We start from the raw sequence: 14,051 nt of genomic DNA, 5'->3' as shown, positions 1-14,051 counted from the left end.
GCCACGCGCGGCGGGTCGCCCGAACCAACACCGGGCGATCGCGAGCGTGGCGCAGCCACGCGCGGCGGGTCGCCCGAACCAACACCGGGCGATCGCGAGCGTGGCGCAGCCACGCGCGGCGGGTCGCCCGCAAATAAAACCCGGGCGATCGCAAGCGCGGCGGGTGGCTACCGGCTGGGCACCATCGCAAGTTGGCGAGTCTGCACCACGATTCGGCCCTCGCAGTCGACGACGGTGTGGTCCTCGTCGAACCAGTCCTGCCCAATCTGCACGCAGCTGCAGATCACCCGTAACCAGCCGTCGGCCGGGATGGCACGTAGATAGGCCGTCAGCTGAACGGTGGGCGCCCAACCGTTGCGATTGACGGCGTAGGTGACCGGCGCCGACACGTCGCCGCACAGCAGCGCAAAAAGCACATCGGGCACGGCGTCCTTGGGGCGCACCCACATCTCGATCACCGGCGGGCCACCGTCCGAGCGCGGGCCCAGCGTCGTCAGCGCCGGCCGGATGTCGCACCCGTGCGCCAGATGCACGATGTGTTCCATCGGATGGCCCGGACCGATCGGTTCCAGGCCGGGTGGCGGCTCGGGCGTCATCAGCGGCACCACCGGGTTGAACGACAGCAACGGCGGGGCCTGATGCTCGGGTTCGCTGAGGGTGACGACGGCGCGCACCGCGGTGCGCTCGCCCTGGTTGAGTTCGACATCGACGAGGCTGACGCGGCGACCGCGCTTCCGGATCGTGGCCACCAGTTGCATCCGACCGGGGTCGGGCGCCCACAGATAGCTGGCGGACACCGCGACCGGCTGCAGCGCATCCGAAGGGGCGCCACACGCCAAGCGGGCGGCGTTGGCGCACAGCGCCAGCATGGCGCCACCATGCACCTTCGGGCCGATGGTCCAGTGCTCGTTGAGCTCCCCGGCGAACACCGCGACATCGTCGCCGTGGTCGTGGCCGTCGATGCGCACCAGGGACATGGCGTCAGTGAACAGGGTGGATGCGGTCACAGGTGTGCTCCTTGTGTCTCAACGATCCGCAGGTGCGCCCGATCAGCGCAGCAGGTGCGTCCGGGCAAACTGCAGCGATTCGGCCAGCAGCGCCTCGCGCTCCTGCGGCGTACGCGCCTGCGCGGTGGTCACCTCCAACACCACGTGACCGGTGAAGTCACTGGCGGCCAGCAGCTGACACACCTCGGCGGTTGGCTGGTCCCCACGACCTGGCACCAGATGCTCGTCGGCCGGCAATCCAGTGCCGTCGCACAGGTGCAGGTGGGTCAGGCCCGAACCCATCCGCCGTGCCATCTCCAGCCCGTCCGCGCCGGCCGTCGAGGTGTGGGACAGATCCAGGGTGTAGTGCGCATGATTGCCGTCGAGCGGATCGTGGGACGGCGCGAACGCCGAGATACCGGCGCCGGGTCCACCACCACGACGACGCATCCGCTCGCGGGACTGATCGGCGCCGAAAAACCGGTCGGCCCGGAAAGGGAACATGTTCTCCACCGCAACCGCCACGTCGCTGGTGGACTCCAATTCGGCGACCTGATCGCTGAAGCCGTCGGCGTAACGCCGCTGCCAGCGAAACGGTGGATGTACCACCACGGTCTGGGCATCGAGCTGTTCTGCGGTTCGCACGCTGCGTTCGAGCTTGGCGATCGGGTTGGAGCCCCATACTCGTTGCGAGATCAACAGGCACGGCGCGTGCACCGAGAGCACCGGAATCCGGTACTTGCGCGACAGCTGTTTGACAGCACCAATGTCTTGGCTGACCGCCTCACCCCACACCATCAGTTCGATGCCGTCGTAGCCGAGTCGGGCGGCATATTCGAAGGCGGCCTCGGCCCGCAGTGGGTAGACCGACGCGGTCGACAATCCGACCTTGATGGCAGGGCGCACGGACTAATACTGAACGGCTAATTGGCGTGCAGCGCCAGCGGCCCCAGTGTGACCAGCAAACCGACCGCCACCGCGATCAACGTGCTGACGATGTCGACGGTCTTGCGGACCGCCTGCACCGCGGCAACCAGACCTAGGGTGACCAGGACCGTCAGCACCAGGGCCACGATGCTGTTCCACCGCCACAGCTGGTCAAAGGCGATGAATAGGCCACCACCGAACGCCACCGCAAGGATCGACTGCAGCACGACCAGAAGGCCGCCGACCACGCCCGGCCGACCGACGTACTGGTCAGCGGGGTCGGCTTCGGCGGTCGCCCCGTCACGGCCGGCGTCCACGGTGTCGACGTCGGGGTCCGCGGCCAGGGCCGACCCGATCGCACGCTCGGTGGGGCTGCCCTGGGTCAGGATCGACCGCACGAAGGCGGAGTCCCCGGTGTTCAGTTCGGTACCGCGAGCTTCGGCGTTGAGCGCGTCGAGGTCGATCCCGGTATAGACGTCCACCGGATCCGGCCGCATCCGCTCAGCACCCGAACCCGCCGCCCGGACATCGTCGGGCTGCGGTTTCTCGACGACGGGCGGCTCGGACCGGCGCTGCGGCCGCGGATAGGGGCTCTGCTGCGGGCCGGTGACGCGCGGGGGCTGCGGCGGCGACTTGGGCCAGCGCTGCTCGGCGGACCGGCGTGGGGCGGACTCCACCCGTTGCGCGGGGCGCGGTCCGGTCGTGGGCTGTTCGTCTTCGACGAAGCCGGGCGCCGGACCGATCGGCAGCGCACCGCTCGGCTCGCCGTCGGCACCGCCCGCCGGAGGGGTCTCGGGCGCGGGCTCGGGTGGGATTTCGTCGCGGATGATCGGGATCTCGCCGGTCAATTCCGCGACGGTGACGGCGTCGGCATTGCCACGTCTGCGCCGACGTCGCCCGGTGACCGGCGGCGAACCGATGCTGCCGTTCTTGGCGAGCAGTTCGGCGACCGAGATGGGTCGCGTCTCGACATCGCGCGGGTCGGGTTTGGATTCAGTCATCGATCCCCTCCCTTCGACCGTGCCGCGGCGAGATTCATCGCCGGGGATCCGAGCAGGGTGACACCGTCGGCTTCACTGTCGAGCCGCCGCAGGATCAAGCCCTCCCGCAGCGCCCACGGGCAAATCTCCACCGTTTCGATAGACAGCGCTCGCATGCTCGCTTCCGCCACCAGAGCACCGGCCACAATCTGTGGCGCTCGGTCGGCGCTCACTCCTTCCAATTCGGCCCGATCAGCCGTGGTCATCCTAGAGATGAATGATATGAGCTGCCTAAGGCCCGTGGCGGTCAGTGTGCGCCGAACGCGCGGCCCGGCGGCCGACGGAGCCGCCCCGGTGAGCCGAGCCAGCGAACGAAATGTCTTGGAGCTGGCGACCGCCAGATCGGGCGGGCCGGCATTCAGAACCGCCGCCGCGGCTCCGGCCAGTTCGGTGTCCAGCCAGTCCCGCAGCATCGCCACCCGGCGCCGCCCGGGTGGGTCTTCGGTCAGCCACTCGCGGGTGAGCCTGCCGGCGCCCAACGGCAGCGACAGGGCCACATCGGGCTCCTCGTCGACACCGCTGGACATCTCCAACGACCCGCCGCCGATGTCGAGGTTGTTGATCCGCCCGGCACTCCAGCCGAACCAGCGCCGCACCGCCAGGAAGGTCAGCCGGGATTCGTCCTCCCCGGCAAGCACCTGGAGCTCAACACCGGCCTCCGAGCGCACCCGGGCCAGCACATCCTCGGAATTGGACGCGTCACGCACCGCCGAGGTGGCGAAGGCGACCAGCTCCGCACAGCCCGAACTCGCTGCGATCGTGGCGAATTCGGCGACCGTCGAGACCAGTCTGTCAGCGCCGCGCCGGGTGATCTTGCCGGAGCTGTCGGTTGCCTCGGCCAGGCGAAGCGTGGCCTTGGTCGAGCTCATCGGAGTCGGGTGACCGCCCCGGTGGGCATCGACCACCAACAGGTGGACGGTGTTGCTGCCGACGTCGAGCACCCCTAATCGCACGCACCCAACTTAGTGGTGCGAGGCCCGGACAAGGTGAGGCAACGTGAATTTCTGGTCTAGCGTGGAGTTTTGTGACCCCCGCTCAGACCCGTTCTCACCCCGGTGAGGTCGAACTGGACTTCCCCCGCGAATGGGTGGAGTTCTACGACCCGGACAACCCTGAACACCTGATCGCCGCGGACCTCACCTGGCTGTTGTCCCGCTGGAGTTGTGTTTTCGGGACGCCGGCCTGCCGGGGCATCGTGGCCGGTCGGCCCGACGACGGATGCTGTTCGCACGGCGCGTTCCTCTGTGACGACGACGACCGGGCCAATCTCGATGACGCGGTCGCCCAGCTGACCGACGCGGACTGGCAGCTGCGCGACAAAGGGCTGGGCAAGAAGGGGTATCTGGAGTACGACGAGAACGACGGCCAGGAGCAACTCCGCACCCGTACCGTCAAGGGTGCCTGCATCTTCCTGAACCGACCCGGTTTCGCCGGTGGCGCGGGCTGTGCGCTGCATCTCAAGGCCGTCCGGCTGGGCGTGGAACCGCTGACGATGAAACCCGAGGTGTGCTGGCAGCTGCCGATCCGCCGCAGTCAGGACTGGATCACCCGCCCGGACGACACCGAGATCCTCAAGACCACGATCACCGAATTCGACCGGCGCGGCTGGGGGCCGGGCGGCGAGGATCTGAACTGGTATTGCACCGGGGACCCGGCGACGCACGTCGGCGCACGCCAGGTCTGGCAGAGTCTGGGGCCCGAGCTGACCGAGTTGCTGGGAGCCAAGGCCTACGCGGAATTGGCGGCGATCTGCGAGCGTCGCAACGAGCTCGGCCTGGTGGCTGTGCACCCGGCCACGGCCGCCGCCCGGCCTACCTGACCGGAGCATGGTGCACTTGGGTGGCCGCAAATCCATGAGGAAATAGCCCCAGGTCAGCGCCCACATTTTCGCCGCGGCGGGGCCGCCGGCGACGGAGTCTGACCGTGCGGAGGCCCCGGGGCCACCGCCGCTGCCCGTGGTAGGTGTCGTCGCCGAACGATTTTCGGCAGGCGGGGAACGTCGGTATGATCGGCCCAGAGCGCCGCGTAACGCACCAACTTCGCGGAGTGCGTAAGGAATTGAGAAACGCGCCCAACGCGGGCATGATCGGATGCATTACGACGCCCGCTGGAGATTCAAGATCAGGACCGAGATGCACACCGTGGATATCGCGCTCGACCGGAACGGACACACGCCGCCGGTCGTTCTCCGGCCGCCCGTGGTCCTTGAGGCTCGCAATCTCGACAAACAGTTCGGTGAGGGCGATACCGCCACTCCCATTTTGCGCAACATCAATATCCAGATAACCCGCGGCGAATTCGTCGCGATGGTCGGACCCTCCGGCTCGGGCAAGTCCACCCTGCTCAGCATCCTGGGCCTGCTGGACATGCCAACCAGCGGCGACGTCCTCATCAACGGCCAGAGCGTCTCCCAGCTCTCGCGCCGGCAACTGGCCACCGTGCGTTGCCAGACCCTCGGCTACGTCTTCCAAGCCTTCAATCTTCTGGCGGGCCTCTCGGTGGTCGAAAATGTCATGCTCCCGGGCCTGTTGGCCGGCAAATCGGGCCGCAGCCAGCATGCCCATGCGATGAGCCTGCTCGACCAGGTCGGCCTGGCTGCTAAGTCCAAGCGCGTTCCCTCGGAATTGTCCGGCGGCGAGCAACAACGCGTCGCCGTTGCGCGGGCGCTGTTCATGAAGCCCGACGTCATTCTCGCCGACGAACCGACCGGCAACCTGGACACGGTAAATGGCCAGCGGGTTATCGACGCGCTGTACAACCTGAATGCAGCCGGCCAGACAATTGTTTTGGTGACTCACGACCGGAAAATTGCGGATGACGCACCCCGCCTGATTTCGCTGCTCGATGGCGAAGTCGAGACCGACAGTGGAATGGCTCACGCGGCAAACAATGTGACATGGCTCGCGGAACACTAGCCGCGACTTTCGGCCTGCTCCGGATAATCAACTTCCGAGCCGTCCGTAAACACGCTTTCCGGGCCGCACTGGCCGCGTTCTCCCTCGGCGGCGGCGTCGCCGTGGTGGTGGCCGTCATGATCGAGGTCACCAGCGTCTCCAAGGCCGTCGAGGACGTCGGCTACCAGATCGCCGGGCCCGCGCCGCTGCGCGTGGTCGGTGCGGCCACCCGCGGCGGCATCAATCCCACCGTCGTCGACGACACCCGCGCCGTGCCCGGAGTCGGGGCCGTGGTGCCGGTCATCCGCGGTGTCACGATGATCCGCAACGACGGCAAGGAGAGCTTCGGGCTGGCCCTGGGCGTGGATTGCTCGGCTCAGTGGATCGTCGACCCGAAGGTCTGCCAGGCCGGGCAGGCCGAGCCCCCGCCGGCGATCTCGAAGTCGCTGGGCGACTCGCTAAATGATTCGGCGACCCTGGTCACCGACGTCGGGCAACTGTCGTTGGAGAAGTTCCAGCGGGTGGCCGACCTCGACGATGTCAACAACGGCCTGGTCGCGGTGCTGCCGCTGAGCATGGCAAAGGTGCAGTTCGCCCGCGGCGACCGGGTGGACATGCTGTACGTGACCCTGGACAAAGACGCCGACGCCGGCGAAGTTCAGCAGCGCTTGAAAACCACCCTCGGCCCCACCTACAACGTGCAGCCCCGCAGCGAGCCGGCGAAGGGCTACAACGTCAACGACGTACTGCTGCCCCTGTTGGGCATCTTCGCCCTGATCTCGATCGGCGTCGGGGTCATCCTGATCACCCAGATCACCCGGCTCTCGGTCGAGGAGCGCCGGCGCGAGATCGCGATCGCCTCCGCACTCGGCGCATCCCCGGCGTCGATCATGACCGGCTTCCTCAGCGAGGCTGCCTTGCTGGGTGCCGTGGGTTCGGCGATGGGCGTGCTGACCGGCATCGTGATCTCCGAACCCATCGTGGCCAGCGCCAGCGAGCTGACCGAGCGCTTCGTCGGGGTCACCGTCCCGGTCATCCTCAAGCCGGTGATCCTGATCGTCGGCGTCGTGGCCGGCATCCTGTTGGCGGTCGGAGCCGCGATCGGCCCCGCCCTCTCGGCGTCCAACACCCCTATCGCGGCCGAGTTGTCCGGGCGCGCGGCCCAGGAACAGACCACGCAGCGCAAGATCTGGTTCAAGGCGCTCCTGCTGCTGGCGATCGGACTGACCGGCGTGATTGCGGCGCGGCTGGCGACGCTGTCCGGCGCCCTGGTCGCCTGGCAGGCCATCATCGCCGATATCGGTGCAGTGGTCGCGCTGATCGGACTGCTGTTGGCCACGGCGTACCTGAGTGCGCAGGCAATCACCAGCGTGCGCCCCAGACCCGACAAGGCGAGTGGGGCGACACTGACGATCGCGCTCAACGCCCTGCGCTCGGACCGGTCGCGCACCGCGGCCATCTCGGGCGCCATTGCGGTTCCCGTCGTGGTGGCCATCCTGCTGTCCGGGTTCCTGGTGGCGATCCACATCGGCGCCACCAAAGTCGCCGAGTCGCAGGCGGACGGCCGCATTGCGATCACCACGACACAGTTCGCCGATTACGGGCCCATTGACGCTCGATTCGCGCCGCAGACGGTCAACAAGCTGAACTCGGTTGCCGGTGTGGAAAAGACTGAGCGGATGGCCGAAATCGAGATCAGTCTCAAAGACGGTTCGCTGGCGCATATTCAGGCCCAGGACCGCCCGACCTTTCCGTTCGGTTTGCTCGCCGGGCAATCTCCGGAGTCAAGCCAGAAAGCCAATCAAGTCGTCATCGGCAGCGTTCTGGCCCGCGAGAAGAACCTCCACATCGGTGACACTCTCGTATTTGGAAGTGGACTCGACGCGCAGGCGATGAGCATCGGCACCATTGTCGCCACGCCGGAATACGGTGGCCGCCGGATCTACATGCCGTACTCGATCGCCGAACAGATCTACGGCCCCCAGCCCGCCGGCCTGATCTTCGCCACTCCGGCGGATGGATTCACCGCCGGCCAGGTCATCGAGAACATCCAGGCAGCGCAGTTCGACCAGCCACTGACCGCAGTCGACACCGACGGCTACGCCTCCGACATCGCAACCTCGATCGGGCGTTACCTCACCCCGCTGAACACGCTCAAGTACGGCCTGTTGGCAATCGCCTTCATCTCGGTGCTGTCCACCCTGCTGCTGGTCGGGATCCGACGCAGGCGAGAGGTTGCCCTGATTCAAGCCCTGGGAGCCACCCGCACGCGGGTGTTCAGCATCACCACGATCGAGGCGGTCGTCGCCGGCGCCGCCGGTGGCCTGTTCGGAGCGGTGCTCTCGATCGCGATCTCCGAGGCCGTGCGCCGGGCGGCCGTCGTCAACGTAGGTCTGGTCACCCCGTTGGTGTTCCCCTGGACAGACGCGGTGCTCTACGCCGTACTGGCCACCGTCGCCGCGGTCTTCGCCGCCATCATTCCCGCCTGGAAGAGCACCCGGTCCACGCCGGCGACCGAACTTCGCGACGAGTGAGCTCGCCGCGCTGACCTGTTAAGGATGCGATGACAGCCACCACCCCCACCGTGCCCGGCTTCACCGGTGATGCCGTCTACCCGGCCGACGCCCGCTACGACGAGGTGCGGCAGGTCTTCAACGGTTTGATCGATAAGCGCCCCCGGGTGGTGCTGCAGTGCCAATCGCAGGACGACATCGTGGCCGCCGTCCGGTATGCCGTGGACTCCGGCGCCGAGATTGCGGTGCGCAGTGGGGGGCACAGCGTCGCCGGCCACTCGGCCACCGAGGGCGGCATCGTGATCGACCTGACCCAGATGCGCGGGGTGCGGGTCGATGCGCAGGCGCGGATCGCCTACGTCGACGCGGGTGCAACCTGGGGTGACGTGGACCCGGTCACGAGCCGCCACGGGCTGGCCTGCCCGGGCGGGGTGGTGTCGACGACGGGCGTTGGCGGCTTTTCACTCGGCGGCGGTATCGGGTGGCTCTCGCGTGCCCACGGCATGACGTGCGACAACCTGATCGGCGCAACCCTGGTGCTGGCATCAGGCGAAGTGATGAACGTCAGCGAGACCGAAAACGCTGAGGTGCTGTGGGGCCTGCGTGGCGGGGGCGGCAACTTCGGCGTCGTGTCACAGTTCGTCCTGCGCCTGCACCCGATCGACGGCGTGGTGGCCGGCGTGCAGTCCTACCCCGACAGCGACGCCGAAGCAGCCCTCAAGCACTTCCGGGCCCAGATGGACAATGCCCCCGACCATCTGGCCTCCATCCTGGACTTCTCCACCGACCTGACCACGGGTCAATCGCTGGTCAACGTGCTGGCCTGCTCGACGCGCACCGACGCGATCGGCAACGATGACGTCACCGCGCTACTCAACGTCCGGGGCGCGGCGACCAAGCCGGTGGTCGCCGTCCAACACAAGCTGGACTACTCGACGTGGCAGCAGGCGCTGGACTACACGGCGCCCTACGGCTGGCTCAACTACTGGAAGTCGTTGTTCGTCACCGAACTCACCGACGAGGCGATCCGGCGCATCGCGCTGCTCGGTCGGTCGCGGCCCTCGGCACAGACCCGGCTGCACCTGATCCGGCTCGGCGGCTACGCCAGCCGGGTTCCCCCGGAGTCGACGGCCATCGTCGCCCGCTCGCACCCGTACATCATTCATCTGATGGCGACGTGGACCAATCCCGCCGAGAGCGCGCGCTGCACGGCGTGGGCCCGGCAGGCTTTCGAGATCCTGCGGCCACTGGGCCCGGACAGCGCCTACCTGAACTTCGTCGGCGATGAAGGGCAGGACCGCATCCGCGCGACATTCGGCGATGCCGGGTACCAGCGTCTCGCCGAGCTGAAGGCGCAGCTGGACCCGCACAACCGGTTCACCCTCAACCACAACATCGAGCCCGCTACGGGCGCCTGACCCTCCCCGAGTTCTCAGTGTGTCGCCAACGCGGACACACATTTACGCAGGCGCACGGTAGGTATTGTTGTCCGCGGGGAAAGGACGCAAGGGATGTCTGCCGCGCACGATGATGAGTTGGCCTTCGCTGGCGTCGCGCGCTTGGCGCAGTTGGTGCACGCGCGCGAGGTATCCCCGCGCGAGCTGGTGACTCTGTACCTCGATCGGATCGCCCGGCTCGACCCGGTGCTGAACGCCTTCCGCACTGTGCTGGGCGACCGGGCGATGGCCGAGGCAGCACACGTCGAGAAACGGCTGGCTGCCGGCGAAGCCCTGCCGCTGGCCGGCGTGCCGATCGCGGTCAAGGACGACACCGACGTGGCCGGCGTTTCCTCGATGTGCGGCACCGGAATTGACGCCGGTCCGGCGAGCTCCGACAGCGCCGCCGTACGCCGGCTGCGGGCCGCCGGCGCGGTGATCATCGGCAAGACCCACCTCTCGGAATTCGGCGCCTACCCGGTCAGCGAATCAGCGACCTGGGGGGTCACCCGCAACCCGTGGGATTTCTACCGGACCACCGGCGGCTCCAGTGGTGGCTCGGCGTCGGCTGTCGCCGCCGGCATGGTGCCAGGGGCCACCGGCAGCGACAGCGGTGGCTCGGTGCGTATCCCGGCGGCCTGTTGTGGACTGGTCGGGCTTAAGGGCCAGCGCGGCCGAGTCAGCACCAAGGAGTCGCCGGAGCGGGCCTACCGGTTCCACGGGCTCAACCACATCGGGCCGCTGGCGCGCAGTGTCACCGACGCCGCCCTGCTGCACGACGCCATGACCGGTCCCGAGCCCGACGATGAAATTCCCTCTCCGCCACCGGCACCCCCGTTGATGGAGGCACTGCTCGCGCCGCCGCGGCGCCTGCGGATCGCGATGTCCTTCAAGCCGGTGGTCCCGGTTCACGTCAGCGATGAGGTACGACGCCCGGTCCTTGCGACCGCAGAGCTGTTGCGGTCGCTGGGCCACGAAGTGGTCGAGCGCGATCCGGTCTATCCGATCACGGGCATTGCCTCGGTACTCGCACTGTTCATGAACGGGTTCGCCCATGAGATCGAGCGTCTCCCGGAAACCGAACTGCTGGAACGGCGTATGCAGGCCGAAGCGCGAACCGCCCGACTGGTTCCGGATTGGCTGGCGCATCGAGCCGTCGCTGCGGAGCCCCGGATCACCGCCCGCTCCCAACGCAGAATCGCCGACTTCGACATCCTGATGACTCCGGTGCTGGCTATTCCCCCGGTGCGGGTGGGCTATTTCGAGGGCCTCGGTCCGACGCGCGCCATGCTGCGGATGCTGAAGTTCATCCCGTTCACGTTCCCGCAGTGCTACAGCGGCCAGCCGGCCATCTCTGTCCCGACCGGTGTCGCCGACGACGGCCTGCCCGAGGCGGTACACCTGGTGGCGCGGGCTAGCGATGAGGCGACGCTGATCTCGCTGGCCGCCGAGATCGAGTCGGTACAACCGTGGGCACAGCGTCGGCCGCCGACCGAGAAGCTGCTGACGCAGGTCAGCTAGTCCGTCATCCCGAACCCGGTAATGCGTTGCCGCAGTGGGAGTTTCCCAAAACAGTCCGCGAAACTCCCACTGCGATAACCGAGCGCTCCTGGCAACGTTAGGCGTCGCTCAGCCGTCGAGACCAGGCGTCCCCCGCGAGCCATCCTTACCGCCCGCGCCGCCACTGCCACCGGGCGTGCCGTCGGCGCCACCGGTACCACCGGTACCGCCGGTGCCGTCACCGACGCGACCCTTGTAGCCACCGACGCCGCCGTCGCCGCCCCGTCCGTCACCGTTCGGTCCGACGATCCCGCCGTCGCCGCCGGGACCGCCGTTCCCGGGTGCATAGACCCCGCCAGTACCCCGGGCGCCGTCACCGCCGTTGCCGCCGTCGCCGCCGTCGCCCCGCCCGGAGCCCACGTGGCCCTGTCCACCGACGCCGCCGCTACCGCCGTACTCGGCGCCACCCGTGCCGCCGTCGCCGCCCGCGCCGCCGTCATTGCCGGTCGAGCCTAGGCCACCTGCTCCCCCAGCCCCGCCGGGGCCGGCAGAGCCGTTGCCACCATTGCCCGCGCCGCCGCCGCCACCGTAGAGACCGTCTCCGCCGTCGCCGCCGGCACCGCCCTTGCCGCCGAAGACTCCCAGCCCACCGAGACCACCGGTACCGCCGTTGCCGCCAGTCCCGTTCACCGCGTCGCCGCCTTCGCCCCCGCCACCGCCGGTGCCGCCGGTGCCCTTGTATCCGGTACCGCCAGCGCTACCGTTCCCGCCGTCACCGCCGTACAACCCGGCATTCCCAGCGTCTCCTCCCTGGCCGCCGTTGCCGCCCGCATACCCATCGGCGCGCCCGGCAGATCCGTATCCTCCGTCGCCGCCGTCGCCGCCGTTGCCTCCCGGGCGCGCAGCCGCACCGGCGGCGCCGGCGGCCGCTGTCGTACCGTCGCTATTGCTGCCCCCACCACCGCCCGACCCGGCAGTGCCGTTGTCGCCGCCGTTGCCGCCGGCGCCGCCGTTGCCGCCGGTGCGTTCGCCCATTTCCTCGGGCCCCCCGACGCTGCCCCAAGCACCGTGGCCGCCGCTTCCGCCGTCGCCGGCCCTTCCCGCCGTGCCGCCGCCACCGCCGGCGCCGCCGGTTCCGTTACCGCCGCTCCAGAAGTTCTGTGCCGTACCGGCCGCACCACCCTTGCCACCGGACCCGCCGTTCCCACCGGAGCCGCCATCACCGCCCGCGACACCATTGCCGTCACCGCCCTCGGCAAAGGTGCCGTCCGCACCGTTGGCGCCGGACCCACCCGAACCGCCACGACCGCCGACACCACCGGCCCCGCCACTACCGCCGTTGCCGATCAAGAACGCACCGCGGCCGCCACTACCGCCGTTGCCGCCGCTGGCGCCGGACGCACCCGATTCACCGTTGCCGGATCCGTTGTTGTCGAATGTGCCATCTGAGCCCGACGTTCCCGCGCCGCCGTTGCCACCCGCGCCGCCGTTACCCCCGTTTCCGGTGTGGATACCCGCGCTGCCGCCGTTGCCACCGTTACCTCCGATGGTGGCCTGGTATTCGTCCGACGCGTCGAGTCCCTGACCACCGGCACCGCCGTTGCCGCCGTCACCGATGCCGAACCAGGTCCGCCCGTCGCCACCGTTGCCACCGTTGCCCGCGGCGACCACATTGCCCTGGGTGTCGATTCGTGCGGCGGCACCATCACCGCCGGCTCCGCCGTGCCCCATCAGGAGACCGCCCACGCCGCCGTCTCCACCGTCGCCGGTCACGAACAGCCCGTCGATCGTCCCAGTGGCGCCCGCCCCGCCGACGCCGCCATCACCGAAGATGCCGGCCGAACCACCGTCGGAGCCATCGATGCCGTTGCCGCCGTTGCCGAACAGCCAGCCGCCGTCCTGGGCCTCGATCAGTTGCCCGGCGTCGGTGTCGAAATATGCGTCAGCGCCGTTGCACACGATGCCGCACGATGCATCGGTGGCAAACAGGCTGTTCAACGGGTCCAACCACCAGGCGTTGGCCTGGTTGTCAATGATCGCCAGGACCGGCTCGTAGATGGCGCTGTAGAGCTGCTCATCGAAGGCCGTCCAGGCGGAAGTCAACCAATTTCCGGCCTCTGCGCTGCCCGACAACAACAGGTCGGTCACGCCGTCGATTTCCTGACTGAGAGGCAGTCCCACGTCGCCGGCGTCCGCACCGAACCAGGACGGCGGGTCCCACAGGTCGAAGTCCGCCTGCGCGGGAGCCGCCACCAATGGCGTCATCCCGAACCCGAGAAACACTCCCACCGAGGTTGCGGCGCCCACCACTCGACGACCACGACCTGGACGTACTCCCCCGTTGCGGTTCCACTCCGACACACGGCCTCCCTTAGCTGAGATACGACGCACCAGAAACCAGGCGCTGCCTGAGTTAATCCTTAGATTTTGAGCAAGGCGGAGGTTAGCACCGCTTTTGGCAGCGGATGTCGCGAATCGGCGACATTGACCAAGATTTCTCTCGAAGCCGGATCATCAACCGCGCCAGACGAATTGGGCCAATGAAAGTGAACGTCAGTTCAGCAAACGCGGGAGGTACAGCGGTCAGCCGGCTATTTCGGTCCGGACCAACGACGAGGCCACCCTGGCCTCCCTGGCGGGCCAGATCGAGTCGGTACAGCCCTGGACACAGCGCCGGCCTCCGACGGAAGCGCTGCTATCGCAAGTCAGCTGAGCCTGACTTCAGCAGCGACATTGACGAAACCCAGTTCGGACA

The 14,051-nt window shown here is 68.3% G+C and carries 10 protein-coding genes; 5 read left to right on the top strand and 5 right to left on the bottom strand.

Annotated features, from left to right (window positions below; genetic code table 11):
• Positions 1-167 precede the first annotated feature (167 nt).
• The 4 genes from G6N09_RS10895 to G6N09_RS10880 are packed head-to-tail and all read right to left on the bottom strand — an operon-like array spanning position 168 to position 3,906.
• The gene (locus G6N09_RS10895; RefSeq protein ID WP_083022684.1) at positions 168-1,007 is read right to left on the bottom strand and encodes a thioesterase family protein; all 840 of its coding nucleotides are present in this window, start codon (positions 1,005-1,007) and stop codon (positions 168-170) included.
• Positions 1,008-1,049: 42 nt separating this feature from the next.
• Positions 1,050-1,892 (bottom strand): sugar phosphate isomerase/epimerase family protein, encoded by an 843-nt coding sequence (locus tag G6N09_RS10890; protein ID WP_083022683.1) that lies wholly within the window; start codon positions 1,890-1,892, stop codon positions 1,050-1,052.
• Between the two features lie 17 nt (positions 1,893-1,909).
• Entirely contained in the window at positions 1,910-2,914 is a 1,005-nt protein-coding gene (locus tag G6N09_RS10885) for an Rv0497 family membrane protein (protein ID WP_083022682.1), read from the bottom strand.
• Positions 2,911-3,906 carry a Ppx/GppA family phosphatase gene (locus G6N09_RS10880; protein ID WP_083022681.1) on the bottom strand — a complete coding sequence of 332 codons (996 nt, stop codon included), beginning with the start codon at positions 3,904-3,906 and terminating at the stop codon, positions 2,911-2,913. Before G6N09_RS10880 ends, G6N09_RS10885 begins: the two co-directional genes overlap by 4 nt.
• A gap of 71 nt (positions 3,907-3,977) precedes the next feature.
• Between G6N09_RS10880 and G6N09_RS10875 the strand changes: the two genes are divergently transcribed.
• The 5 genes from G6N09_RS10875 (at position 3,978) to G6N09_RS10855 (ending at position 11,317) form a co-directional block, all read left to right on the top strand.
• Positions 3,978-4,772, top strand: coding sequence for a DUF3109 family protein (locus tag G6N09_RS10875; RefSeq protein WP_083022680.1), 795 nt, complete (start codon positions 3,978-3,980; stop codon positions 4,770-4,772).
• 271 nt (positions 4,773-5,043) lie between these two features.
• A complete protein-coding gene (locus G6N09_RS10870) occupies positions 5,044-5,868 on the top strand; it encodes an ABC transporter ATP-binding protein (protein WP_234806894.1) in 825 nt (274 codons plus the stop codon).
• Positions 5,850-8,381: an FtsX-like permease family protein gene (locus G6N09_RS10865; protein WP_234806893.1), complete on the top strand. Its 2,532-nt coding sequence runs from the start codon at positions 5,850-5,852 to the stop codon at positions 8,379-8,381. Before G6N09_RS10870 ends, G6N09_RS10865 begins: the two co-directional genes overlap by 19 nt.
• 29 nt (positions 8,382-8,410) lie before the next feature.
• Positions 8,411-9,778 carry an FAD-binding oxidoreductase gene (locus tag G6N09_RS10860; protein ID WP_083022679.1) on the top strand — a complete coding sequence of 456 codons (1,368 nt, stop codon included), beginning with the start codon at positions 8,411-8,413 and terminating at the stop codon, positions 9,776-9,778.
• Positions 9,779-9,871: 93 nt separating this feature from the next.
• Complete coding sequence (locus G6N09_RS10855) at positions 9,872-11,317, top strand: amidase family protein (RefSeq protein ID WP_083022678.1); 1,446 nt, start codon at positions 9,872-9,874, stop codon at positions 11,315-11,317.
• Between the two features lie 108 nt (positions 11,318-11,425).
• Here G6N09_RS10855 and G6N09_RS20305 read toward each other — a convergent pair whose 3' ends face one another.
• Complete coding sequence (locus G6N09_RS20305) at positions 11,426-13,657, bottom strand: hypothetical protein (protein WP_163752766.1); 2,232 nt, start codon at positions 13,655-13,657, stop codon at positions 11,426-11,428.
• Positions 13,658-14,051: the final 394 nt, after the last annotated feature.

The organism is Mycolicibacter minnesotensis (genome assembly GCF_010731755.1).
Lineage (GTDB): Bacteria > Actinomycetota > Actinomycetes > Mycobacteriales > Mycobacteriaceae > Mycobacterium > Mycobacterium minnesotense.
This window is presented reverse-complemented; position numbering and strand designations above follow the sequence as displayed.